This window comes from Acinetobacter seifertii (assembly GCF_016064815.1).
Classification (GTDB): domain Bacteria; phylum Pseudomonadota; class Gammaproteobacteria; order Pseudomonadales; family Moraxellaceae; genus Acinetobacter; species Acinetobacter seifertii.
Genome location: NZ_CP065820.1, coordinates 911,586 through 935,320 on the forward strand (window position 1 = coordinate 911,586; position 23,735 = coordinate 935,320).

The following is a 23,735-nucleotide window of genomic DNA, read 5'->3' on the forward strand; positions in this document are numbered from 1 at the left end:
TGTTAATGCATCAAAAAAATCATGTACGGTTTAAACAGCTCTCGTTTAATGCCTTGGGAAGCTTGGTAGTCATATTGTCTGGTACATTGTCAGGTTGCCAGTTAGTCAAACCTGAACCTACACCTCATGTGAATATTGGTGCTAATTTTTCTCAGCCATCACAATATGGTTTAGATATTAAAAAGTGGCAAACCGATGGCTGGAAAATTGCGCTGCCAAGTGATCATTTACCCAAAGGTGAATGGTGGCAAATTTTTCAGGATGAGCAATTAAATAAACTCGTTGATCAGTTGAATCGAGAGAATGCCTCGATTGCACAATACGAAGCACAGTACCGTCAAGCTACAGCACTGCTGAGTGAAGCGAAAGCTGGGACTAGACCGACAGTCACTGGAAATACGTCAGCCACTCGCTCAAAATCTGGTGAAGCATCAGCGACAACGAGTTATGGCTTAGGTGTAAATGCGAGCTGGGAACCAGATTTTTGGGGTAAAGTTCACCAGAATATTTTAGTGAACCAAAATAAAGCCCAAGCAAGTGAAGCAGAACTTAACTCAATTCGTTTAAGTATGCAGGCTCAACTTGCCACCACTTACTTACAGTGGGTGGTACAAGGTTTTCAGCTCCAGTCACAGCAAGAAAGTCTGAATAATCTTAAAAAGTCTTTACAGCTCACCCAAAATCAATATAAAGCCGGCATAGTAGCATCGACTACGGTCGATCAGGCACAAAGCCAATATCAAAGTGCGCAAGCGAATTATACTGACATGCAATTGTCGCAAGTAAAATTACAGCACGCCATTGCTACTTTAATTGGTCAGCCACAAGACCAATTTCAGCTAACAATGCCGAAAACTTTGCCTTCATTGCCACAAATACCAGTTGAACTCCCATCAAGTATATTAGAGCGCCGTCCTGATGTAGCTGTAGCAGAAAGAAACATGGCAGCAGCAAATGCTCAAGTAGGGGTAGCTAAACTCGCCATTTTCCCAGATTTTAGCTTGGGAGGAAGTTTAGGTTATAAAAGCAGTAAGTTAAGTGACTTGTTTAATGCGCCTAATTTTATTTGGTCGGTTGGGCCTACGCTCGCAGCGACACTGTTTGATGGTGGGCTTCGACATGCTCAAACCAAACAAGCTCTAGCTGCTTATGACGCGAGTGCAGCTTCTTATAAACAAACTGTACTTTCAGCCATCCAAGAAGTTGAAGACAATATTGCTTCTCAAGCTTTACTTTCAAAAGAAGTAAATGAGCAAAAGCAAGGGCTACATGCAGCTACGCGTGCTGAAAATACGACGATGAATCAATACAAAGCAGGAATGGTCGGATACTTAAACGTTTTGACTGCCCAAAATACCCGTTTGTCAGCACAAAACAGTGTATGGTCACTCATGAGTAAGCAATATCAGACAACTGTTAGCTTGATTAGCTCGATGGGGGGAAGCTTTGAATAGCTAAGAGACACATAAAATAATAGTTGCTTTGTCGCGCTACCTTTGGCGGACAAGCAGCTATGTGGCTATAAAATATTCATTAAGCAGTTTTTATAAAATAAAGATAAAAATATAAGATAAACAAAATTGACTCATAACGAGTTTAATATGATGAATAATCAAACATCGTCTAAAAATTTAAATAAAAATCTTTTTTTAGGCACTATTTAATTGTTCAGAGCAATACAATTAAGTTTAAAATATGGAGATGTTGTATACAGGATGCCATTTATTAGTTTAATTAAAATTAGAGTTATATAAATCTTGTGAATTATAGGTTTTTACTTGGCTATTTTTGTACGTTTTCCATCCTGAAGACGATGAAAAAATTAAAACATTGAAGCTAAAGGCTTAATTTTTTTAGAAAAGATGATACTAAAGAATCAAGAATTATATATTATTAAATAGACTTTGAAACTAAAACTTTAATCTTGATTTAAGTTCAATTATTTAATTTATGACACATCTAGATTTCTTTAATGAGTCAGAAAAACAAATTATGACTTCATTTGAGCCAAATCAGAAAATTAAAGAGAGTATAAAAATGAACCAGTTTGTAACAAACACGAATAATATTATTCGTGGAAAGTATCATCCGGAATTTTTGCAGTATGAAGTCTTGGCCGATATTTTTGTCCATACTGCACAAACTCTTCCTGATAAAACGGCTTTAATTGAAGCAGATAAAACGTTGACCTATGGTGAGTTGTACCAACAAGCCTTAGTCATGGCTCAGCACTTGACGATCAGAGGGGTGAAACCTGGTCATATTGTTGGGTTATGGTTGCCTCGTGGTATCGAGCTTTTAAAAGCTCAATTGGCGATTTGTTTAAGTGGTGCAGCATGGCTTCCTTTTGATATGGATACGCCAGCTGACCGTATAGCAGTATGTCTTGAAGATGCTGAGTCTGTGGGAATGATTACTACAGATGAATGGTATGCACATTTAGAAGAAGTGCCGCAAGCAAAATGGACAAACACTGAACTACAAAAGCCACTCAGTGAAAATATTCCTTTAGCTAAAACAACCCCAGAACAACCTGCGTATATTATTTATACATCAGGCTCAACGGGTAAGCCAAAAGGGATTGTGATTACCCAAAGAAATATTTGTCACTTTTTACGCAGTGAAAATAATGTTTTAGGTATTCAAGAACAAGACAAAGTCTATCAAGGCTTTTCTGTCGCTTTTGACATGTCGTTTGAAGAAATTTGGCTGTCGTACTTGGTTGGTGCAACATTGTGGATTGCACCTAAGTCGCTTGTGAGTGACCCTGAACGTTTATGCCAAACATTAAAGCAAGAAAACATTACCGTATTGCATGCTGTACCGACATTACTTGCTTTATTCCCTGAAGATGTACCTAACTTAAGAATTATTAACTTAGGTGGGGAAATGTGTCCGGATTCACTAGTTGACCGTTGGGCATTACCTCACCATCAAATGTTTAACACTTATGGTCCAACCGAGACTACAGTTACAGCAAGCCTTGAGTCTTTAGAGCGTGGCAAACTCGTTACCATTGGTAAGCCTTTACCAAACTATGGCATGCTGGTCATTAACGCTGAAAGAGAATTACTGCCGCAAGGTGAAACAGGTGAGCTCTGTATTTTTGGCCCAAGTGTGGCAGAAGGATATTTAGGCAGACCTGATTTAACGGCTGATAAGTTTATTGAAAACCCGTGGGCAGAAGGTCCAGACGAACAATCGCTCTATCGTACTGGTGATTTGGCCAAAATTGATGAGTTTGGCCAAGTACACTGTTTGGGGCGTGCGGACGATCAGGTAAAAATTCGTGGTTTCCGTGTTGAACTTGGTGAGATCGAAGCTGCGCTTTGCGATATTGAAGGTATTGGTACAGCGGCAGTTATTCTTCGTCCCGAAGATGGTATTGATCAGCTTATTGCGTTTATTGCGCCAGAAATTGATGCGAAACAAGCAATCGAAATTAAAGCACTTCGTCAAAATTTAAGCCAACGCTTACCACCTTATATGGTGCCAAACCGTTTTGAGATTATTGAAGAAGTTCCGCGTCTATTGTCAGGAAAAATTGACCGTAAAGCTTTAAAAGCACGACCACTTACTAGTGTGATTGACCGTAGTGAATCGGACCAACCACAAAACCCAGCAGAAGAAATTTTATTTGGTATTTTGAACCGCTTGTTCCCAAACATGCCGATTAAACTCGATTCAGATTTCTTTGATGACTTAGGTGGTCATTCACTTTTAGCGGCTGTTTTGATTTCAAATTTACGTGAACATCCGGAATATAGCCACTTAACTATTCAAAACTTATATCAAGCAAGACGAGTTGGGGCTATTGCTGCGCTCATGCTAGAGCAACCAACGCCGACTATATTTGATAGCCAGATTGGACAAGATAACCCTCGTAACCAGACTTATAAGTGGTTATGTGGTATTGCACAGCTAATTACTATTCCTGTTTTAATTTCGATTAATATCTTGCAGTGGTTAGCGCCATTCTTTACCTATCATTATTTTACTGGTGGATCACGAGACAGTATTCCGAATGCAATCGCGATGTCTTTATTGGTTTATATCAGCGTAATCATTGCCAGTTTTGTTGTTTCAATTTCTGTAAAACGACTATTAATGATGGGCGTTGGTGCAGGGCAATATCCATTATGGGGATTAACCTATTTCCGTTGGTGGTTAGCAGACCGTATAGGTAGTATTTCACCTGTCTATCTTTTGTCAGGTTCAACTTTACTTAACTTATATTTGAAAGCGCTTGGCGCCAAAATCGGCCATGACGTTACGATTAGTTCAGTACATATTCGTATGCCATCTTTACTTACTGTTGAAGATGGGGTGAGCATTGGCTCTCAAGTGAACTTGGAAAATGCTAAAGTTGAACATGGTCACTTGGTATTAGGTTCAATTCACTTAAAAGAAGACAGTTATGTGGGCTCTTATGCTGTATTAGAAGAAAATACAGTGTTAGAAAAACAAGCTCATGTAAATGCTTTAACTTCAATTGAATATGACACTGTTATACCAGCCGGAGAAATCTGGGATGGTACGCCTGCGAAAAAGATCGGACATGTGGATGATCACGATAAATTGCCAGAGCGTCCGAAATTATCGTTTATTCGTAAAATTGCAGAATATGCATATTATGGAATTAGTGCGTTAATTATTGCGTGTTTGTTCTTTATTCCAATTTTCCCAAGCTTCCTTTTGGTCGACTGGTTAGATGCAAACGTATTTAATATTAGTACAAACGACCATTTACAAATCGCACTGTACTACTTCATTTTAGCGATTCCAGCTAGTGCAATGATGATGATGATTACTGCTGTGATTTCTTCAGTCATTCGTAAAGTTGCATTGCCACGTCTAGAAACAGGAACCTATGCAGTTCATGGTGGTACGTATTACCGTAAATGGTTTGCTTCTCAAATCTTGGAAACGAGCTTACAAACCTTACATGGCTTGTTTGCGACCATTTATGCGCCAACGTGGTTCCGTATGCTCGGTGCAAAAGTAGGTAAAAATACTGAAATTTCTACCGCAAACGGTGTTATTCCAGAAATGTTGACTTTGGGTGAAGAAAGCTTTATTGCCGATGCTGTAATGCTAGGTGATGAAGAAATTAAAGGCGGCTGGATGACATTAAAATCGACCACCATTGGTAACCGTAGTTTTGTCGGAAACAGTGCGTATATTGCTGATGGTACTGTGTTACCAGACAATGTCTTGATTGGTGTGCAATCTAAAACACCTGATAACGTTGAAATGTACGATGGTCAAACTTGGTTTGGTTCACCACCGTTATTGCTGCCTGCACGTGAAGCTGCTGAGAAATATCCAGATCATTTAACATTCTTGCCAAGTATCAAACGCCGTTTAATGCGTGGTTTTATTGAAGGCCTTCGTGTTGTATTACCTGCCGCTCTTGCGATTGGTGTGGGTTATATGATCGTGCTTGAGATTATTGATGTTATTAACAAATACAACATTCCAACTGGTTTGTTGGCTTTAACGCTTGCTGGTTTGCTCTATGGTGTAGGTTGCTTCGTTATAGTTGCATTATTGAAGTGGACTCTAATTGGTCGTTATCAACCACGTTCAGCTCCAATGTGGACAATGTTTGTATGGTTGAGTGAAGGGATCACGAGCTTATATGAGTCAGTTGCGATTCCTAACTTCTTAAACTACTTAAGAGGAACGCCAATGTTGCCATTCTTCTTGCGTATTTTAGGTGTCCGCATTGGTAAAGACGTCTATATGGACACTGCCGATATTACAGAGTTCGACTGTGTAAGCATTGGTGACCGTGCTGAGTTTAATAGCTTCTCTGGGCCACAAACTCACTTGTTTGAAGACCGTATTATGAAAATCGGACAAGTAAATGTTGGTAATGATGTTGTGGTAAATACACGCAGTATTATTTTGTATAACGCAAACGTGAGCAACCATGCTGTGTTAGGTCCATTAACATTGGTGATGAAGGGTGAAAATATTCCGGCTAAATCTGCTTGGATTGGTTCACCAGCCGTGCCTTGGGTTCATAAATAATTCAGTGTTGAATTGAAAAAAAGCCTCTGTAGAACAGGGGCTTTTTTTGTATGGGATATAAATTTTATTATACTAAATTGAGTCAATATTATTAGAAAGTTCATTTAATTCGGTTATTGTGCTTTGGTTATTTTCAATATGTTTATAAAAATATTGATCTTTTGTCTGGAAAAAGATATCAAAACTACGGCTCATTAATGAATCTACACGACTTTGTTTTGTGTAAATTTCTGAAATAGCTGAAATATAGTAATCAATCCAATCTTCTATACGTTTAAATGAAGCACGGGGAAGTGGATTAGTATAAAGATTTCTTAAATTTTCAGAAATATTTTGAATATTAGGATTAAAGAGCCAAATAATGAGATCATTTTCTTTAAATTCTGATGTTTGATAGATACCTGATTCTTCAGTTGGTTCTACAGAAAAAAGTTTTGCTCCATTTTTACTATAACTAGAATACAGAATTTTAGATAATTGAATCTGTTCATGGCATCCTATTTCTATTTCTCTAACTTTTTTTGAAATATTTAAACATATGGGAAGCTTTTCGATTTCAGAGTTAAAATTATTAATGAAAAGATGAGCTGCTTTATCAATGACATAATGCTCACCTACACCAGTAATAAATCCACTGTGCCATGTATATAGTTTAGAGTCCAAATATTCCTTATATTGATCTAAACTTTTATATTTTAAAATTAAATATTTATTGTCTATTGCAACAACAATACTATCTTTTAGTTGAACAGCAATAAGAAAAGTCATATTTATAAAGATAATTAAGTTATGCTAAGATTGATTTTATCTATAATAATATAAATGGCGTAGTCATGGCGGGTGGTTCACAAATTATAATTTCCTCTGATGGTATTACTATAAAAACACCAAAAGAATTTAAAGTATTTGCAGGACAACATATTTTTTCTGGGCCATCTGTGGCTAGTTTAAAGAGTACTCATATACAGCATTTACTACCATCAGATCAGTTAACTCCTAAAGCTAAAATCACACCAAATATACACTTTCCTATAACAGGGGTTCTTGCTCGGATAGAGAGATTAGATGGGAAAAAAATAAATTCAACAGATAAATTGGAGATTAATGGAACTCCATTAAAGGAAGTATGGATTAGTAAAAACGGAGTGGCTTACTTTATTCCTCCTAAAAATATACCTCAGGTCAAAAGTATTGAAATTAATGGGGAATCATTGAATTTAGAAAAAAATTTAAGACAATTTCATACAAATAAAGAAGGAATTGATTCAATTTCTGAACAAGTTGAAATACTGAATGAAGCTTTAACTGAGCATAAGAAACAATTTTCAAGTAAAAATAAATCTGATGTTATTGTTATGCAAGGTGTTTTTAGATATAGCCTTATCTTGGATTATATTGATCAATTGGATTGGGATTATGAAAGTCAGAAGTATTTGTTGAGTAAAAGGTTAAATTTGAAAGTAGATTTTTAAATAAGGAATAACGATGCCTCCAGTAGAATATACGAAGGAAAATGATCTTCATATTATTAAAATTACAGGAAAATCTCGCTTAACTCCTATTGTCCGCGATGGTGAAGAACTTTTTAGTGCTACTGTGCAAAGAGCGCAATCAAAAGCGAAATTAACGGTGTGTATAAATGGATGCTGGTATGGTTTAACCGATTCAGGAAAGGCTGATGCATTTGTTGGACATGACCCAGTTCCAAGTGCTGATACATTAAATGAAGGTTTTGCATTATTAGGTACTGGAGCTTTACATGGGCATAGCGCGCCTAATATGTTTTATATTGCTCAAAAACTAGATTATACATGGTTTATGGGACAAGGAGATTTAACAAAAAATCGGGGTTATTATACGGGTATTGGTGGTTTATGCCCTCTGGTTTTCAAAGGGTTAAAATATGGCGATGGTAATTTGTATAGTAAAGAATTACCAAATGCGAAGTTAACTGGTGAGCCAGTGCCTGCCCATAGACCTTTTTTGACTCAAAGAAATAATAATAGATATGCTGCGCTTTCACGGTTAGACAATAGAACAGGGCGAGGAGGAATAGGATTTACACCTACTGCTGATATTGTGGTGATTGCTCAAGAGCACGGTGTAGGATCGGTTTCTTTTGATACCTTTAGAGATACCTTTATTAAACATGGTTGTACAAATGCCTGCGCTGTAGATGGTAGCGATTCAGTGTTTTTATGGTATGACGGAGGATTTAAGTTTATGTCAGCAGAAAATAAAGATGAAACACAAACTTTTGGTATTGGAATAAGAGCAGAAACCTAATGTTAAAAAAAGCTTTATTTAGCCTAATCATTTCAGTTGTAGTATTGCTCTCAATTTCATTTGTAGATTTGTATTGCACGCATACATCTTTTAAATTATTTAAAGTTTGGTTAGTAGAATTTAACGGAATTAATAATTATTCAATTTTTATTAATAATTTTATAATTAATTTTTTAATTGTTTTCTTAATTATTTCTCTAATTGTATATTTTATAAAAATTAAGAATAGTTTTATTTATATAGCCTTAGTTCTGCTATGCATTTCACTTGGGAACTTCTTTATGAAAACATCTATAAATTTAACTATAGATACTAGAAAAGAATTTCCATCGGGTAATTTAGTTAATAAAAGTTTAGCTTTTTTATTGATGCATAAAAAAGCTGAGTGTGAAGACTAAATTATTGTTACATTTAGAAATTATAGTTGATTTTAAATTTACTGGGATAATGATGAATTTTTTATTAAAAATAATCATTTGATCTGATGATTGCTAACGTGAGATATACAATTAGATCTAAGGGTTAGTGTAGAAGTAGTATAATTTTATGAAAATATTACTAAGTAAATTATCATTTTTGGATAAATCAACTTTATTTCTTTTTTAATTATGGGATTCATAAATGTCTTCAACATCAAATAGTTTTAAATATTTGGGATTAGAAATTATTAAGTTTTTTATTCCTATTGTTTTGACTTTTTTAACTGCTTGTATTTTTTCTAATTTATTTGCAACTAAAGAACTTTTTGAGACATATGTTGGTTCAAAAATACATAATTTGTTATGGAGGGAATTTTTCTCAACGTTAGGGGCTATAACACTTTTACTTGGTATCTTATTAATTATCCAAAAGCTTTCTGGGTGGGGCAAGTTAGATTACCTTATAGATTTAATTTTATATGAAATCCCTAAGAACACGTATCTTTTTGGAGGCATACTTACAGGAGCAATGTACGCTTTTTCGTACTATGTATTTACTTATGATGTTTCATTAGACAAAACAGCTTTTCAAATTTTTATATTAGGCACATTTTTTGGATTAACCTTTTTCGTTTATGCGTATGGTGCACAATATCTTTTAGATACAAAGAAGAAAAATAATATATAGTTTTAATTTCATGAAATTAAAATAATACACCTTATACGGATAAAAAAATGGGAGCAATCAGCTCCCATTTTTCATTTTTGTTCATATTCTTTATAGTATTGATGCGCTCTCTTAGAATTATGCTTCCAACTTTTAGCCGCTTTGTGGAAATATGTTGAAAGATCATCCCATGCATCAACTAAACTAGGGCCACGGGCTACACGAAGCTTAAGGGGGTAATCTTTATATTCAATAAAATGCATTGAATAAAAGCTTTTCTCTTGCTTAGTACTGAACTTTTTATAATGAACACTTTTCATATTAGGAAAGCGTCCCCAAAAAGAGCCATTAGATTGTGGGGTTTTAACAGATTGTTGATACTGATATTTCAGTTTTTTCATTGTTCCTCCTAGGTAACATTACCTAGAAGGGATCCTCTGCAAAGTAGTACATTTTCTTAAACCCTACCATGTTGAATATTTTGTCACATACGGGCTGCATTGTTGATTTTTAAAAAGCTAAACTATGTTTATCCTGCTTAGCTTAAATCTATTTAAAACAGTATGCTTAAATTCGTATATATTATACATGAGTCAATTTTATATAATGTTCATGTGTTAAGTACATTGTAAAATATCAAAATTAAAAGGTATAGGAAGAATTTTAGGGATGTATTTAGTTCATATTTGGACAGTTAATTCTATGGAAGAAGGCGAGTCTATATCCGCCTATCAAATACAAAAAGAATTTGCAGATATTTTAGTTTCAATTTTTGATGAGGAGTCACTTCCACTTATTTCAGATCTTTCATATGTAGATTATGATTTATACAGTGATAAACAGCTTAATCAATTAATTAATGAATTTAAAAAACTCTTCAAAATTTATACGGATTTTAAAGATGAAATTTCTAAAATAATAAGCTTTTTAGAAAAAGCTATCGAGCGTAAAGAAAAAATTCTTTTTGACCCTTTTAGGGAATCCATCTTGGGTTTAAATATTTAAATTTTCTCTAAAATACTAAAGCTTATATCAAGTTTTTCAGCTCAATAAGTAAAAACCTAAGCTATTCCCAATATGCCCTTAGCCAAGTTTTATAGCCATTCATGTTCACTTAAAGCAATCAAAGCATGCGAAAGGGTTTTTTCCATTAATATTGGCTGAACTTTCAGCATGCTGAATCAGAAAAATACTTATATTATTTTATTGTTCAATTGCACGTATAGCACCTAAAGCAGCTACTTTTTTCCCCGACTTTACTTTTGATATATCGCAATTTTGCCAAAGCTCGGGAAGGCAGTTTTCTTTAGCAGCTTCTAAAGCCGCCTCTAAATAACCGGGTAACTCTATTGTTCCTCCTCCTATTACTAGTTGTGAAGGATTTAAAAGATTAATGACTGTGGCTATTCCAAGACCTAAAGCTTGTCCAGCGTCTTTTATAACAGCTAAAGTAGATTGATCTCCATTGTTAGCCATTAACGCTAAATTAGATGGGCTTAGTTCGCATAGTTTGGTAATTGCAGCTCCACTGGCAAGTTCATCTAGACGCTTAATTCCTTCATTACTTTGTACTGGTAAGTAACCTAGTTCACCAGCCCAACCACTAGCTCCCATTAAGGGTTTTCCATTTGTTATGAATGCAGCCCCAATACCTGTACCAATCATAATAATGCCGCTTGCAGCATGAGATGAAAAATCATTGAGTTCTGCATACATAGCAGCTTTTACATCATTTAAGATCATTGTTTTACTACATAATAATTTTAATCCGTCATTTCCTTGCCAACCTATGAATGCTGGCAGGACATCACAATTAACAACGTATCCCGATTCGTTAACTAGACCCGGCACTGCTAGGCTTATGCTTTCGGATTTAATTCCATGTTTTAAAATAAAAGATTGCAGATGTGATATTAATTCTTCTGGAGTGAATGAAATTCCTGTACTAAATATTTCTTCAATTTCATCACATAATATCAATAACTTAGTGCCTCCAAGATCTACACCAATTTTCTGAGTTTTCATCAAAAACCTTATCTAAAAATTATTTTATAAATTTTAACGTGTCTATATGATCAAGATTTTATAATTATCAGTATTTGTGTAATAAATTTTTAAATTGCTTCCAAATGGAGATCAATTATTTTCCATATATTTCAATCTTATATATAACGGACAGCCCTAATTTTCTGTTTACTTACTCCATTCATAACCCACTTTTACCAGTAACTACCTGATTATTTATCCTTACTTTTTCATGATCTAATCTAAAACAAATGTCATCTTGCGTGTTGTACTAAAAAGGGAACCACTCTCAATTTTATTTGTAGAATTTAATAGATTTAATAATGATATAATTTTCAATGTTTTAAATTAATATAAAGCCTCTATAAATAGAGGCTTTATATTAGGTGTTGTAAGCGAACTTATTTATTCAGTTGCTGTAAAAGCATCATGATAAGTAACTTCTCCTGAAGGAATATGGTTGCTGAAACTTATAGCTAGAAAGTATTCATTTGGGACATCAGGTAAATTTAGATATGGGTAAGATTTAAAACCAAATCGACTGTAATAATTTGGATCACCTAATAGAACGCAACCTTTTCCGCCCAATTCTTTTAACTTTTGCAGAGCTGCATTCATTAAGAGAGAACCAATTCCAATTCCCTGTTTATTTGGACATACAGAAATAGGGCCTAGGCCATACCAACCTGTTTCACCTGACGTAATCGTAACTGGTGAAATAGCAACGTGACCTACAATTAAGCCATCTTCTGTAGCAACCAAAGAGACCGTGAGTTGCTTATGTTTCCGAAGGCTGTTCACAATAAATTGTTCAGTATGGCTAGAATGCTCTTCATTCAAGAACGCGGCTTTCGTCAACTCTTCGATATTTGTAATATCTTCGGGTTGTTCATCTCGAATTATAATATTCATATTTTCTTTCTCTTAATAAATAGCAACTTATATCAACGATTGTCTAGTTGAGGGCGGACCGTCTGAAGCCCTAACAATGTAATTTGATAGGGTTGGCTATTTTTAGATTTGATTAAACGTTTTGCTTTTAGCTTTTTAAATACATCTAAGGAACAATCAGATAACACGAAACCTTCTCGTGTATAGCACTCAACGAAATAAACTGTGCCTGATGCATCACGTTGGTATTTAATATGTCCGCCTTTGGCAAGGACATGGAGAGTTCGTTGTTCGAACTTTGAAAGATTCATGTTGGAGCCTTGATAATAATCAAACGTGCAAATAGAGGTGATCAGAAATATGACCACAGAAAAATTGCGACATTGATAATCAACTCAATAATAAAAATTGAGAGTGATTATCAGATGATTACTATCTCCAACATATAAACCTCTTTTAGAAGGGGGATACTTTTATTCAACGAATATATTAACTGTATATATCACTTAATTACAAATGTTTTTTATGTGCATAGAATATTCATAATGATGTTAATGAGCTTAATTTAAATATGAAATCTCATATCTATCTCTTCGTTCTATAAAATGAATATATACAAATCCTGATTTTCCGATATGCATACCTACGATTAATTGCTTTTGTTCTGCTACTTATAGTTTGGCTTTGTTTTATTTGTAAGATATGACACTTGAATTAACTCGTAACTATTAATTTACGAACACCTCCAAATATAGTTGTACAATACAACTATATTTGGAGGTGTTCCTATGATCGATAGTAAATTAATTGAGGAAATTCGTAGATCTTCACGAACTATGGTTCGGGAACTTGGATTTATGAAGGCTACTCTTGCTGCTACAGACTATTCACCTTCCGCAGTTCATACATTGTTAGAGATTGAAAATTATGGCGCTATAACTGCTATCCAGTTAGCACAAATCTTAGGTTTAGAAAAATCCAGCGTAAGTCGTATGCTAGGTAAACTAATTGAAGCGGATGAAATCAAAGAAGTACAAGCAATAAATGATGGAAGATCTAAATCGCTTCAACTCACTGACAAAGGACGTAATACGGTTAAAAAAATAAATGAATATGGTGAAATGAGGGTAATTCAGGCTATAGGAAATTTAAAACTAACTCAACAGAAACAAATTGCTCAAGGTCTTACATCTTACGCAGAAGCTTTAGTTGCTTGCAGATCTCATCCAATTGTTGAGGTAAATAAAAAAATTGAAATAGTTTCTGGATACCGTGCTGGAATGATTGGTCGTATCACCGAAATGCATGGAACCTATTATGCAAAAAACTATGGATTTGGACATTTTTTTGAAGCTAAAGTTGCATCTGGGCTTGTTGAGTTTTCGGAACGACTACTTGATCAAAATAATAACATTTGGCTTGCTATACATAATGATCAGATTATTGGATCTGTAGCTATAGATGGTCAAGATTTAGGAAATAATGAAGCTCATTTACGTTGGTTTATTCTTGAGAATGGATATCAAGGTAGTGGTATTGGAAAAAGATTATTAGCAGAAGCTATAGCTTTTTGCGATCAAAAAGGATTCTCTGCTGTGCAATTATGGACATTTAGCGGTCTTGATGCAGCTCGTAAACTTTATGAGTCGTTTGGATTTAAACTGACGAAAGAATGGGAAGGAAACCAATGGGGGAAAACCATGCTTGAGCAGCAATTTACCCGATAAATTCTTGTTAAGACCGTACTATAAAAATCGGACAAATAAATATTGGTCATGAAAGGCAAAAATATTCTGGCTAAATCTGCTTGGATTGGTTCACCGGCTGTGCCTTGGATCCATAAATAATTAAGTGTTGAATTGAAAAAATCCGCTGTAGAACAGGAGCTTTTTTGTTTATAATTTTTTCTTATCTAAATAAAAGGAAAAGTCTAAGGCATAGAAATAGGAGTATATTTTCCTATAGGAAAGTTCCATTTTTTAAGATATGTGGTATAGCTGCACCATTCCTCATAACTAGATAATTTTACTTCTAGCCCCATTCCATCTTTCTCACAGCGATATATAGCCCAAGCCATATTCCTAGATTTATCAAATTTTAATTCAACAAGCTTTGCTTCACTAAAACAGTTTTTTAAAGGAATTTGTAAAAGTCCATTTCCTGATTGATCGGGATGAAACATATTAAGTTTTTTAGCTTCTAATAATTCTTCTTTTAATTCAGGGTAACGAACTGAGGAGTAAGTGGTAGGGAAGCAACTTCTACCTGGCCCGCCATTCGGTGAGTTTTTCATTCTTTCTCCCCAATTGAGAACAAATTCTGTTGGAGATATATCAGATTCATTTTGATTAAAAAAATAAATAGCTGTAAGTGTTATAAGTAGACTAATTAACACAAATAAGATTATTTTCATCTATTTTACCTTGTTTTTATAATTTAAAAATTTCCTAATATACACAATATAGTTTAAGTGCTGCCTTACTATCTTAGTGAAGTAGTTTATTAGCTAACTACATTAAATAATGGGTAGCATTAATAAGGGGTTCGCTTTTTCAAAAGTGTTTTGTTCAGGCATTAAGCTAGAGAAATAACCTTCAAATACTAATTGTACTCTTTCTCTCATCTCATAAAGTTCAGAAGGTTTTAAATTCTTTATTTTAAAGTAGTCATTTTGATCTAAATGAGAACAAATAAACAGCATAATCAGGCTAAAAATCCTAAAAACTGCCCAATCTAAGTTTTCAGATGAGTTTTTTTTAAGATTATAAATTCCCCATTCTAAACGCCAATATTCTTCGATATCCCATGATTGTTCTTCATTTAGTTTCCCTAAGAATGATAAGTCATCATATAAGTTATTATGCGGAAAATTACGCAGGATAATTTCTTTTGCATCCATAAATTTTGTTCTTTAAATTTTCTCTGAAATATATATTACAGTTTATATGAAATTTATCAGCTCAATAAATAAAAAATACAGTATTTTTAATCTTCTAATAAACCAAGTTATTTCTAAATTATTGCATCAGTTCTTTTGAAATTGGTTTAGATAACCGTATTTACATTATCAAAATTTGTAAAACTTCTATGGCTAAATACACACACAGTATTGTTTTGTATAACACCAATGTGAGCAATCATATCGTGTTAGACCATTAACCTTGGTCATGAAAGATGATAATCTCAAAGAACCAAAATTAGTAAAAATAGAGAATCAAATGAGCCAATTTCCTAATGATGCAACAGGGGATGCTTTAAACAGATTTAAGAAAAATGGGTTTGATTTAACAAAGCCGATGGAAATAGATTTCTTTATTGCAATACCTTCAGAAGAGATTGGAGAAAAGATTTCTACAGAGGTTAAAAGATTAGGCTGTAAAGCCAGCGTTGAGCAAGATGATGTTACTAAAGAATGGACTTGTTATTGTACGAATACAATGATTCCATTTTATGATGACATTATAAAATTCGAAGAAGATCTAAATAATATTGCTAGTCAATATGGTGGTTATACTGATGGTTTTGGTTCGTTTGGTAATCTTTGATTAATTTTTAATAAATTACAGGTTCAAAATTATGAAAATTAGTCAAAAGCAAATAGATGCTGTAATTGCATTAGAAGGTGCTAAAAGATATAAGCATTTCATAAAAGTTATTGCCGATACGCAAGAAGTTTGGGGCTTATACAAGGATGGATGGGCATTGGCTGGAACAGAGGATAATCAAAAAGTATTCCCTGTATGGCCCGCCAAAGAGTATGCCGAGTTATGTGCTGAGCATGAGTGGGAAGGATATGAAGCCGAGCTGATTTCTTTAGATGACTTCATGAATGAATTGTTACCTACATTAAAAGATGATGAGGTATTAATAGGCATTTTTTATACTCCTTTAAACAATGGTGTAACTCCAGAGATAGAACAGGTACTAAATGATTTAGAGCTTGAATTGGAAAATTATTAGAAAGATACGATCTAGCCTCTTTATCCTTGATACATTCAAATACCTATATCTAAAAGATATTCTAGAATGAATAAGATGCACCTTATACGGATAAAAAAATGGGAGCAAATAGCTCCCATTTTTTATTTTTGTTCATGTTCTCTGTAGTACTGGTGTGATCTTTTAGAATTATGCTTCCAACTTTTAGCAACTTTTGTGACATATGTTGGAAGATCATCCCATGCATCAGCTAAACTAGGGCCACGGGCTACACGAAGCTTAAGAGGATAATCTTTATATTCAATACAATGAATTGAATAAAAGCTTTTCTCTTGCTGCGTACTGAACTTTTTATAATGAACACTTTTCATATTAGGAAAGTATTCCCAAAATAAGCCATTTGAGCGTGGTTTTTTTACAGATTGTTGATATTGATATTTCAGTTTTTTCATTGTTCCTCCTAGGTAACATTACCTAGAAGGGATCCTCTGCAAAGTAGTACATTTTCTTGAATCCTATCTATTGAATATTTTGTCACATAATTGACTATTTTATTCATTTTCTAAAACTAAATCACGGTTATTAGGCTTGGTTTTTATTAGGAATATTGTATTTTAATTAATTCTTATCTTAAATTATTACTAATTTATTTTAGAAATTTATTATCATTTTTAATTTTATATGAAAGCTCTTATATAAAATAAGTATAGATTTTATAAGTAAATTTAAATAATATTCCGTATAAAATATAATCTTTAGAAAGGGGAGTTGTTGGAGTGTTGAATTTATTTACTAATAATCATTTAAGAAAAGATTTTTTTCTAGATGGATTTATGAAAGAAGTACAGAAAGATATGGATATTTATATTGCATCAGCTTTTTTTACTGAAATAGATGTAGTTGATGAGTTGATTAAAAGTAACTGCCGTATTCGAATTATTGTAAGACTGGGTTTTCCGACCTCTCCTTTGGCATTAAAACATCTTTTAAAACAGAAAAATATTGAAGCAAGATTTTATACGAGTCATGAGTTTCATCCGAAATTATATATTTTGGGTAATAAGAAAATTTTTGTAGGTTCTGCCAACTTAACAAAAGCTGCATTGATTACAAATCAAGAAATTATGTTAGGGGTCTTGCCTGAAGATGCAAGGTTCGAAGAATTGACATACTTATTTTTAGAATATTGGAGTGAAGCAAAAGTATTAACTATTGAAGATGTTATTAAATATGAAAATATTTATAAAAAATATAAGGATCAATTAGATACGGTAAATGACTTTGATGATGATGTTCAAAAAACCTTAGGGAATTGGAACTTTCCTAATATCGATAGGAATGAACCTAAACAGACTAATTCAGATCTGTTCCTTGATAGTTTTTTAAAAACTTATCAAGAATCAGTTCATGCATATAAATTGATTGCGGAAGAGTATAGTAAAAAATCTCGAAAAGTTAATGGTGAACTCATTCCATTACGTTTAGAAATTGATTCATTTTTTAGTTTCGTTCGAGATTGTCATGCTATTCATGAAACATGGAAAGATCAAGAACTAGGTTGGAATGATAATAATAGATTGAAATTAAATACTTTAATTAATGAGTGGATGAGTATCGAATGGTCTCACTTTGAAAAGCGAATAGTTAATGAAAACTATCCTTTTATAAATAAAATTCTTGGAAGTGTAGAATCTATTAATAATTCAACAGCTGATGAAATTGTTGAAGCTCTCTGTGTAGCACATTCTTTTCACGATCGCCTAAGATTTTTCAAAGGTGGTTTAACTACATTAAAAAAGGAATTTCTTGATAGAAATGAATTAAAAAAAATTAAAAATACATTAATTTATTTACTACATAATGATAAAAATTTAATAGGAAAGCGTATAGCAGATTGTATTTATAATCCTAACTATAAATTAAATGAATTTGGTCAATCAAATGTACAAGAATTGATCGGTTGGATAAATAATGAAGAGATGCCTGTTATAAATGGTCGAACTACAAAGGTGCTACGTTATTTCGGCTTTGATGTAAGGCAAGTTAATTAATAATTTTTATGTTAAGTATTTACATAGAATTAAATCCAAAACAGCCTTCCACGGCTGTTTTTATTTCCCCTTTATAAACCCCCATTTAACAATAACTATCTCATTATTTATCCTTACTTTTTAATGATCTAAATTAAAACAAATGTCATTTTGTGTGCTTGACTGCAAAAGGGTTGAGCACTATTCTTTGCCTGCTGGCCACATTGCCAGTCGGTCGTCGCAGACCGCATAATAACTCCCGCATCAGAGCCATTCCTTCTGAGGAATACTCTTGTGTGGTAGCTACTCGTCCCTTTCCCGTAGCGGTAGGACGGGAGAGGGACACCTACGGGTGTGCTAGTTTGAGTTATTACTAGTCTGCGAACCCTTTCTCGTTCTGCCACCATAATTCTATAAATGTCTGGCAGAACTCCCAATAAAAGGAGTTGGCTTTGCACATTCTTAATTTCTTGGCAGCCTTTGCCAAAAGCTATAACAACACAACTTAGTTATTTATGAGTCTGATCACCATGCGGCAAATCAGGCTTTAAATCGTCACGACTAAAAACTTGCAGCAACAATAAAACTTGAGATGTGCCAAGCACAGTCTTTATGGCTTTGCTATGCCTTTTTTTCAGCTTTTAAAAAGCAAAGGCTTTTATATCTCATTTATATACAACAACAATTTATCTTATAACGGTAAAATTATGCCAAATTTAATTCTCTCAACACGCGCTTTAAAAGCTGTAGAAAATGGAATTAATCTGTTTCATCACAATGGTTTTCACACCGTCGGTGTCGACAAAATTGTGAGAGAAACAGAAATAACAAAAATGACGTTCTATAGTTATTTTCACTCTAAACAACGCTTCGTTGATATCTGTCTCATTGTGCAAAAAGAACGACTGCAAGACCAAGTGATGGCTATGATGGAATATGATTTGGAAACAACTGTATTGGATAAAATTAAGAAACTCTATTGGTTACATGCCGATATAGAAGGGCCGTATTACTTATTATTTAAGGCCATTTTCGAAACTAAAAATAGCTATCCAAACGCTTATCAAACTGCGGTGAGATACAGAAAATGGCTCATCAATGAACTTTATAGCCAGCTCAGATTACTAAAAATAGGGGCATCATTTAACGATGCCAAAATACTGCTATATATGATTGAAGGAGCAATTATTCAGCTTTTAAGCGCACAGCAAACCGAGGAAAAGGAGAACTTACTAAACTATTTTCTAAATAGTTTAACCAAGATGAAAATGTTGAGATGAGTGAATAGAAAACAATACAAACCTTCAAGGCGAGTGATTATTGTCACTGGCCTATAAGTTTAGTTGGCAGTTTTAAAGCACTATCATTTTAATGAAAGAAGTTGAAACCAAACCTAATGACTTCAACTCTAAAATCATTAAAAATTAGTTTTTTAGAGCTTTTAAAGCTACTTCTACACTTTCGTATAGGTTTTGAACGGGCACGTTATCTTTTGCTTGAATCGTAATGCCAAACAGTATCATGCCAAAGTAATCTGCTAATACATCTAAGTTTAAGCTTTCAGCTACATCACCATCTTTTTGACCTTGCTCAAGTCTCGCTCTGATGAGAGCAACAGTCTTTCTGCGCTCATTACTTAAGATCTCTTGCACATTTTTACTTTCAGATGAACCTGATAATGCTGCAGATACGACTAAACAACCGGTTTTATCTGGCTTGCTATAAAATTGGTCAATCGTTCTGATTAACAAATTTTTAATGCCTTCTTGAGCTGTTAAAGACTCTTGAAGTGCTTCAATTCGATAATTACCAAAGCTTTTAACATAATAATCAACAGCTTCAATAAACAACTTTTCTTTATTTCCAAAAGAAGCATAGAGACTTGGCGGATTGATTTCCATCGCTTTTGTCAGGTCATTAATCGATGTTGCTTCATAACCATTTCGCCAAAATAGATTCATCGCTTTGTCTAATGCAGCATCTCGATCGAAATTACGAGGACGGCCACGACCTGCGGTTTTGTTCATTTTGCTCTCCATTTTGTATCAATCACTACAAAAAATCGTTGACTGTATTTTAGCATGATTATATAGTGATCACTACATAAATAATCTTATGCATATTTTAAGGGCTAAAAAATGAATCACAAATTATTTAATCCAGTGATTGTGGGCGATGTTGAGCTCAATAATCGTATTGTTATGGCACCAATGACCAGATCAAGAGCAGCAGAGCCTAACGATGTGCCGACCGAACTCAATGCACTTTATTATGGTCAACGCGCAAGTGCAGGTTTAATCATTACTGAAGGCACACAAGTTTCTGACGTAGGTAAAGGCTATTCTTTTACACCTGGTATTTATTCAGATGAACAAATCCAAGGGTGGGCATTAGCGACTCAAGCTGTACATGAAAAAGGCGGAAAAATTGCTGCTCAGTTATGGCATGTAGGGCGTATGTCGCACTCTTCATTGCATATTAATCACGAGCAACCGATTGCACCATCTGCAATTCAGGCCAAAGCATCTGTATTTATTGCCAATGAAAAAGGTGAAGGGGCAATGGTACCTGCCGAGATGCCAAGAGCAATGGACTTAGAAGATATTCAAAACGTTAAACAGGAATTTATTCAAGCTGCTCAAAATGCTGTGAAAGCCAACTTTGACCTAGTTGAAGTTCATGCTGCAAATGGTTATTTGTTTGACCAGTTCTTATCTACAGATGCGAACCAGCGTACTGATAACTATGGTGGTTCTGTCGAAAATCGTGCACGTTTCTTATTAGAAACAGTCGATGCATTGATTGAGGCGATTGGTGCTGGCCGAGTAGGTGTGCGTTTATCACCTTGGGGAACCATTAATGGCATGACAGACCAACAACCCGAAGAAATTACGCTTTATTTAGCTGAACAATTACAAAGAAGAAATATTGCCTATATCCATTTGGCTGAGTGGGACATGCTTCCACATGGTGATACTTATCCTGTGGGTTTCAGAGAAAAACTCCGTTCATTATTCACAAACACATTAATTGTTTGTGGAAATTACTCACTCGAAAGAGCCGAAACTATTCTTGATAAAGGGTTAGTAGATGCGGTGGCATTTGGTCGTCCTTTTATTTCCAACCCAGATTTAGTAGAGCGTTTACAGTCAGGTCATTCTTTAGCACCAGCAAAATCTGAATATTTCTACGGCGGCGATGCAACTGGCTATACCGACTATCCAACTGCTCAATAAGCTCACTCTATAAATCAAGGCTAAGAAAATGAATAAATTTTTTAAAGTAATGACTCTGTCTGCAGCAATTGGTGTATTGGGATTAAGTCAAGCAAATGCAGAATATGACCCAAACTTAAAGTCGATAGATACGCCACCAGCCGTTTCACAGCAAATGTTTAATAAAGTGAAATCTGAGGGGTTAGGACAATATGCTTATGCAAAAGGTTTATCTAGTAAGTTTATCGAGTCTGAAGGTGTAAAACTTCATTACGTTGAAGGTGGATCTAAAGGCACACCGATTGTATTTATTCATGGTTTTGGTTCGACATGGAAAATGTGGGAACCAGTCATGCTTTCTTATATGAAAGACCATAAAGTGATTGCAATTGATTTACCGGGTTTGGGTCAATCATCTCCCATACTTAACAATGATTATTCGGCAGAAAATACCTCAAAAATCTTAATTGGTGCGATTAAAAAAATTGCTGGTAAAGGACCAATCTATTATGTCAGTCACGATTTAGGTAATTCGGCTTCTTATCCACTGGTTGCAAATAACCAAGGCTATATCAAAAAAGCTGTATTTATGGACTCGCCAATTCCTGACCGTGCCATGTTCGAATATCCCGGCTATACCCCGGATGGCCCGGGTTTAGGTTGGCACTTTGGTTATTTCAGCTTTGGTGATATTGCTGAAAAGCAAATTGCAAATGACCCAAATTTATTTTTCTCATACTTTATTAAAACCTATGCAGGGAAAAAAGAAATTTTTACACCTGAGCTACTTGCTGAGTTGATTGAACCATATTCGACTCGAGATAAATTAAAAGCAGCTTTTGGTTATTACCGTTCGCATGCAGACTCAGTTCGTCAAAATGAAGCATTACTTGCTAGTGGCAAAAAGTTAACCATACCTTCTATGGCGCTTACCGGCCAGAAAGGGGTAAATGATGTTTTGGTTAAAGAGATGCGAGCACGATTTGTAGCTGATCCAGCCCAATACTCAGCCATTATTTTGCCAGATACAGGACACTGGATGGTGGAAGAAAACGCTGAAGGTGTCGAGAAAAGTTTATCCAATTTTCTATTTAAATAAATATGAAATTCATCGCACTCAGGCTTAAGGCTTGGGTGCAATGAATTATTTATTTTAAATGAGTCATTAATATGAATAGATATTTTAAAAATATATCCATTTCTACAGCTTTTATTTTGGTTAGTTCTTCATATGCAAATGCAGAATATGACCCAAACTTAAAGTCGATAGATACACCGCCAGCCATTTCACAGCAAATGTTTAATAAAGTGAAATCTGAGGGGTTAGGCCAATATGCTTATGCAAAAGGTTTATCTAGTAAGTTTATCGAGTCTGAAGGAGTAAAACTTCATTACGTCGAAGGCGGATCTAAAGGCACACCAATTGTATTTATTCATGGTTTTGGTTCGACATGGAAAATGTGGGAACCAGTCATGCTTTCTTATATGAAAGATCATAAAGTGATTGCAATAGATTTACCGGGTTTGGGTCAATCATCTCCCATACTTAACGATGATTACTCCGCAGAAAATACCTCAAAAATTTTGATTGGTGCGATTAAAAAAATTACCAAGAATGAGCCTATTTATTATGTGAGTCATGACATTGGAAATACGGCTTCTTATCCTCTAGTTGCAAATAATCAAGATTACGTTAAAAAAGTTGTCTTTATGGATTCTCCAATTCCAGATATGGAGACATTCAATCACCCGGGTTATTCACCAAAAGGGCCGGGTTTAGGCTGGCATTTTGGCTATTTTAGTTTTGGTGATATTGCTGAAAAGCAAATTGCGAATGACCCAAATTTATTTCTCTCGTACTTTATTAAAACTTATGCAGGTAAAAAAGACATTTTTACGCCTGAACTCCTTGCTGAGTTGATTGAGCCATATTCGACTCGAGATAAATTAAAAGCAGCCTTTGGCTATTACCGTTCAAAGAAAGACTCAGCCCTACAAAATGAAGCACTTTTAGCAAATAACAAAAAGTTACTTATTCCTGCAATGGCACTTAGTGGTGAAAAGGGAGTGAATGACGTATTGATTAAAGAAATGAGAGCGAAGTTTGTGGAAGATCCAGCTAAGTTAGAAGCGGTAATTTTACCTAACACAGGTCATTGGCTAATTGAAGAAAACCCTGAAGGCGTCGAGAAAAGTTTATCCAAATTTCTATTTAAATAATCCGTAA

24 protein-coding genes and 1 pseudogene are annotated in these 23,735 nt (G+C 34.5%); 15 read left to right on the plus strand and 10 right to left on the minus strand.

The annotated features are described in order from the left end of the window. Positions 1-5 precede the first annotated feature (5 nt). Together I8T81_RS04340 and posA are read left to right on the plus strand one after the other, a co-directional pair. A complete protein-coding gene (locus I8T81_RS04340; RefSeq protein WP_198072182.1) occupies positions 6-1,454 on the plus strand; it encodes an efflux transporter outer membrane subunit in 1,449 nt (482 codons plus the stop codon). Positions 1,455-2,037: 583 nt separating this feature from the next. Then, positions 2,038-6,036: a delta-poly-L-ornithine synthetase PosA gene (gene posA, locus I8T81_RS04345; protein WP_198072183.1), complete on the plus strand. Its 3,999-nt coding sequence runs from the start codon at positions 2,038-2,040 to the stop codon at positions 6,034-6,036. A 72-nt stretch (positions 6,037-6,108) separates the two neighbouring features. On the opposite strand, the gene I8T81_RS04350 is transcribed toward posA, so the two are convergent. Beyond that, a complete protein-coding gene (locus tag I8T81_RS04350; RefSeq protein WP_198072184.1) occupies positions 6,109-6,804 on the minus strand; it encodes a hypothetical protein in 696 nt (231 codons plus the stop codon). Between the two features lie 65 nt (positions 6,805-6,869). Between I8T81_RS04350 and I8T81_RS04355 the strand changes: the two genes are divergently transcribed. From I8T81_RS04355 to I8T81_RS04370, 4 genes are all read left to right on the plus strand, one after another. Next, the gene (locus I8T81_RS04355) at positions 6,870-7,508 is read left to right on the plus strand and encodes a hypothetical protein (protein WP_049066163.1); all 639 of its coding nucleotides are present in this window, start codon (positions 6,870-6,872) and stop codon (positions 7,506-7,508) included. A 13-nt stretch (positions 7,509-7,521) separates the two neighbouring features. Continuing rightward, the gene (locus tag I8T81_RS04360) at positions 7,522-8,322 is read left to right on the plus strand and encodes a hypothetical protein (protein WP_049066162.1); all 801 of its coding nucleotides are present in this window, start codon (positions 7,522-7,524) and stop codon (positions 8,320-8,322) included. Beyond that, a complete protein-coding gene (locus I8T81_RS04365; protein ID WP_198072185.1) occupies positions 8,322-8,720 on the plus strand; it encodes a hypothetical protein in 399 nt (132 codons plus the stop codon). The genes I8T81_RS04360 and I8T81_RS04365 overlap by 1 nt, the downstream gene beginning before the upstream one ends. 223 nt (positions 8,721-8,943) lie before the next feature. Next, positions 8,944-9,429, plus strand: a complete 486-nt coding sequence (locus tag I8T81_RS04370; RefSeq protein ID WP_198072186.1) for a hypothetical protein — start codon at positions 8,944-8,946, stop codon at positions 9,427-9,429. Positions 9,430-9,500: 71 nt separating this feature from the next. Here I8T81_RS04370 and I8T81_RS04375 read toward each other — a convergent pair whose 3' ends face one another. Further along, positions 9,501-9,809, minus strand: coding sequence for a hypothetical protein (locus tag I8T81_RS04375; protein ID WP_198072187.1), 309 nt, complete (start codon positions 9,807-9,809; stop codon positions 9,501-9,503). A gap of 268 nt (positions 9,810-10,077) precedes the next feature. On the opposite strand from I8T81_RS04375, the gene I8T81_RS04380 reads away from it, so the two are divergent. Continuing rightward, positions 10,078-10,413 (plus strand): hypothetical protein, encoded by a 336-nt coding sequence (locus I8T81_RS04380; RefSeq protein ID WP_198072188.1) that lies wholly within the window; start codon positions 10,078-10,080, stop codon positions 10,411-10,413. A 104-nt stretch (positions 10,414-10,517) separates the two neighbouring features. Here I8T81_RS04380 and I8T81_RS18855 read toward each other — a convergent pair. From I8T81_RS18855 to I8T81_RS04395, 4 genes and pseudogenes are all read right to left on the minus strand, one after another. Further along, positions 10,518-10,605: pseudogene (locus I8T81_RS18855) on the minus strand (hypothetical protein); the annotation flags it as partial. A 6-nt stretch (positions 10,606-10,611) separates the two neighbouring features. Further along, on the minus strand, positions 10,612-11,433 hold the full coding sequence (locus tag I8T81_RS04385; protein WP_198072189.1) for an ROK family protein: 822 nt from the start codon (positions 11,431-11,433) through the stop codon (positions 10,612-10,614). Between the two features lie 405 nt (positions 11,434-11,838). Further along, entirely contained in the window at positions 11,839-12,345 is a 507-nt protein-coding gene (locus tag I8T81_RS04390; RefSeq protein ID WP_198072190.1) for a GNAT family N-acetyltransferase, read from the minus strand. Positions 12,346-12,377: 32 nt separating this feature from the next. Continuing rightward, positions 12,378-12,635, minus strand: coding sequence for a YjhX family toxin (locus I8T81_RS04395; RefSeq protein ID WP_001054060.1), 258 nt, complete (start codon positions 12,633-12,635; stop codon positions 12,378-12,380). A gap of 477 nt (positions 12,636-13,112) precedes the next feature. Here I8T81_RS04395 and I8T81_RS04400 point away from each other — a divergent pair, with 477 nt between their 5' ends. Further along, positions 13,113-14,051, plus strand: a complete 939-nt coding sequence (locus I8T81_RS04400) for a bifunctional helix-turn-helix transcriptional regulator/GNAT family N-acetyltransferase (RefSeq protein WP_198072191.1) — start codon at positions 13,113-13,115, stop codon at positions 14,049-14,051. 203 nt (positions 14,052-14,254) lie between these two features. Here I8T81_RS04400 and I8T81_RS04405 read toward each other — a convergent pair whose 3' ends face one another. Both I8T81_RS04405 and I8T81_RS04410 read right to left on the minus strand, forming a co-directional pair. Further along, positions 14,255-14,737, minus strand: a complete 483-nt coding sequence (locus tag I8T81_RS04405) for a hypothetical protein (protein WP_198072192.1) — start codon at positions 14,735-14,737, stop codon at positions 14,255-14,257. 102 nt (positions 14,738-14,839) lie between these two features. Next, positions 14,840-15,223 (minus strand): Imm41 family immunity protein, encoded by a 384-nt coding sequence (locus I8T81_RS04410; protein ID WP_198072193.1) that lies wholly within the window; start codon positions 15,221-15,223, stop codon positions 14,840-14,842. A gap of 268 nt (positions 15,224-15,491) precedes the next feature. On the opposite strand from I8T81_RS04410, the gene I8T81_RS04415 reads away from it, so the two are divergent. Further along, a complete protein-coding gene (locus tag I8T81_RS04415) occupies positions 15,492-15,869 on the plus strand; it encodes a ribonuclease E inhibitor RraB (protein ID WP_198072194.1) in 378 nt (125 codons plus the stop codon). A gap of 31 nt (positions 15,870-15,900) precedes the next feature. Next, entirely contained in the window at positions 15,901-16,284 is a 384-nt protein-coding gene (locus I8T81_RS04420; protein ID WP_151789278.1) for a DUF2750 domain-containing protein, read from the plus strand. A 122-nt stretch (positions 16,285-16,406) separates the two neighbouring features. Here the strand turns inward: I8T81_RS04420 and I8T81_RS04425 are convergent, their stop codons facing one another. Further along, the gene (locus I8T81_RS04425; protein WP_198072195.1) at positions 16,407-16,715 is read right to left on the minus strand and encodes a hypothetical protein; all 309 of its coding nucleotides are present in this window, start codon (positions 16,713-16,715) and stop codon (positions 16,407-16,409) included. 324 nt (positions 16,716-17,039) lie between these two features. Between I8T81_RS04425 and I8T81_RS04430 the strand changes: the two genes are divergently transcribed. Further along, the gene (locus tag I8T81_RS04430) at positions 17,040-18,314 is read left to right on the plus strand and encodes a phospholipase D-like domain-containing protein (protein ID WP_198072196.1); all 1,275 of its coding nucleotides are present in this window, start codon (positions 17,040-17,042) and stop codon (positions 18,312-18,314) included. Between the two features lie 686 nt (positions 18,315-19,000). Next, positions 19,001-19,573: a TetR/AcrR family transcriptional regulator gene (locus I8T81_RS04435; RefSeq protein WP_198072197.1), complete on the plus strand. Its 573-nt coding sequence runs from the start codon at positions 19,001-19,003 to the stop codon at positions 19,571-19,573. Between the two features lie 144 nt (positions 19,574-19,717). Here I8T81_RS04435 and I8T81_RS04440 read toward each other — a convergent pair whose 3' ends face one another. After that, on the minus strand, positions 19,718-20,320 hold the full coding sequence (locus tag I8T81_RS04440; RefSeq protein ID WP_198072198.1) for a TetR/AcrR family transcriptional regulator: 603 nt from the start codon (positions 20,318-20,320) through the stop codon (positions 19,718-19,720). 111 nt (positions 20,321-20,431) lie between these two features. Here I8T81_RS04440 and I8T81_RS04445 point away from each other — a divergent pair, with 111 nt between their 5' ends. The 3 genes from I8T81_RS04445 to I8T81_RS04455 all read left to right on the plus strand — a co-directional run bounded on the left by I8T81_RS04445 (position 20,432) and on the right by I8T81_RS04455 (position 23,728). Further along, positions 20,432-21,529 carry an alkene reductase gene (locus tag I8T81_RS04445; protein WP_198072199.1) on the plus strand — a complete coding sequence of 366 codons (1,098 nt, stop codon included), beginning with the start codon at positions 20,432-20,434 and terminating at the stop codon, positions 21,527-21,529. Positions 21,530-21,557: 28 nt separating this feature from the next. Then, positions 21,558-22,607 carry an alpha/beta fold hydrolase gene (locus I8T81_RS04450; RefSeq protein ID WP_198072200.1) on the plus strand — a complete coding sequence of 350 codons (1,050 nt, stop codon included), beginning with the start codon at positions 21,558-21,560 and terminating at the stop codon, positions 22,605-22,607. A 71-nt stretch (positions 22,608-22,678) separates the two neighbouring features. Then, complete coding sequence (locus tag I8T81_RS04455; RefSeq protein WP_198072201.1) at positions 22,679-23,728, plus strand: alpha/beta fold hydrolase; 1,050 nt, start codon at positions 22,679-22,681, stop codon at positions 23,726-23,728. Positions 23,729-23,735 lie beyond the last annotated feature (7 nt).

Excerpts from the sequence above, each read along its gene's own strand:
- I8T81_RS04405 (WP_198072192.1), bottom strand. The coding sequence starts at position 14,737 with ATGAAAATAATCTTATTTGTGTTAATTAGTCTACTTATAACACTTACA.
- I8T81_RS04450 (WP_198072200.1), top strand. The coding sequence starts at position 21,558 with ATGAATAAATTTTTTAAAGTAATGACTCTGTCTGCAGCAATTGGTGTA.
- I8T81_RS04390 (WP_198072190.1), bottom strand. The coding sequence starts at position 12,345 with ATGAATATTATAATTCGAGATGAACAACCCGAAGATATTACAAATATC.
- posA (WP_198072183.1), top strand. The coding sequence starts at position 2,038 with ATGAACCAGTTTGTAACAAACACGAATAATATTATTCGTGGAAAGTAT.
- I8T81_RS04355 (WP_049066163.1), top strand. The coding sequence starts at position 6,870 with ATGGCGGGTGGTTCACAAATTATAATTTCCTCTGATGGTATTACTATA.
- I8T81_RS04385 (WP_198072189.1), bottom strand. The coding sequence starts at position 11,433 with ATGAAAACTCAGAAAATTGGTGTAGATCTTGGAGGCACTAAGTTATTG.
- I8T81_RS04365 (WP_198072185.1), top strand. The coding sequence starts at position 8,322 with ATGTTAAAAAAAGCTTTATTTAGCCTAATCATTTCAGTTGTAGTATTG.
- I8T81_RS04370 (WP_198072186.1), top strand. The coding sequence starts at position 8,944 with ATGTCTTCAACATCAAATAGTTTTAAATATTTGGGATTAGAAATTATT.
- I8T81_RS04455 (WP_198072201.1), top strand. The coding sequence starts at position 22,679 with ATGAATAGATATTTTAAAAATATATCCATTTCTACAGCTTTTATTTTG.
- I8T81_RS04410 (WP_198072193.1), bottom strand. The coding sequence starts at position 15,223 with ATGGATGCAAAAGAAATTATCCTGCGTAATTTTCCGCATAATAACTTA.
- I8T81_RS04420 (WP_151789278.1), top strand. The coding sequence starts at position 15,901 with ATGAAAATTAGTCAAAAGCAAATAGATGCTGTAATTGCATTAGAAGGT.
- I8T81_RS04445 (WP_198072199.1), top strand. The coding sequence starts at position 20,432 with ATGAATCACAAATTATTTAATCCAGTGATTGTGGGCGATGTTGAGCTC.
- I8T81_RS04380 (WP_198072188.1), top strand. The coding sequence starts at position 10,078 with ATGTATTTAGTTCATATTTGGACAGTTAATTCTATGGAAGAAGGCGAG.
- I8T81_RS04340 (WP_198072182.1), top strand. The coding sequence starts at position 6 with ATGCATCAAAAAAATCATGTACGGTTTAAACAGCTCTCGTTTAATGCC.
- I8T81_RS04395 (WP_001054060.1), bottom strand. The coding sequence starts at position 12,635 with ATGAATCTTTCAAAGTTCGAACAACGAACTCTCCATGTCCTTGCCAAA.
- I8T81_RS04440 (WP_198072198.1), bottom strand. The coding sequence starts at position 20,320 with ATGAACAAAACCGCAGGTCGTGGCCGTCCTCGTAATTTCGATCGAGAT.
- I8T81_RS04425 (WP_198072195.1), bottom strand. The coding sequence starts at position 16,715 with ATGAAAAAACTGAAATATCAATATCAACAATCTGTAAAAAAACCACGC.
- I8T81_RS04435 (WP_198072197.1), top strand. The coding sequence starts at position 19,001 with ATGCCAAATTTAATTCTCTCAACACGCGCTTTAAAAGCTGTAGAAAAT.
- I8T81_RS04375 (WP_198072187.1), bottom strand. The coding sequence starts at position 9,809 with ATGAAAAAACTGAAATATCAGTATCAACAATCTGTTAAAACCCCACAA.
- I8T81_RS04350 (WP_198072184.1), bottom strand. The coding sequence starts at position 6,804 with ATGACTTTTCTTATTGCTGTTCAACTAAAAGATAGTATTGTTGTTGCA.
- I8T81_RS04400 (WP_198072191.1), top strand. The coding sequence starts at position 13,113 with ATGATCGATAGTAAATTAATTGAGGAAATTCGTAGATCTTCACGAACT.
- I8T81_RS04415 (WP_198072194.1), top strand. The coding sequence starts at position 15,492 with ATGAAAGATGATAATCTCAAAGAACCAAAATTAGTAAAAATAGAGAAT.
- I8T81_RS04360 (WP_049066162.1), top strand. The coding sequence starts at position 7,522 with ATGCCTCCAGTAGAATATACGAAGGAAAATGATCTTCATATTATTAAA.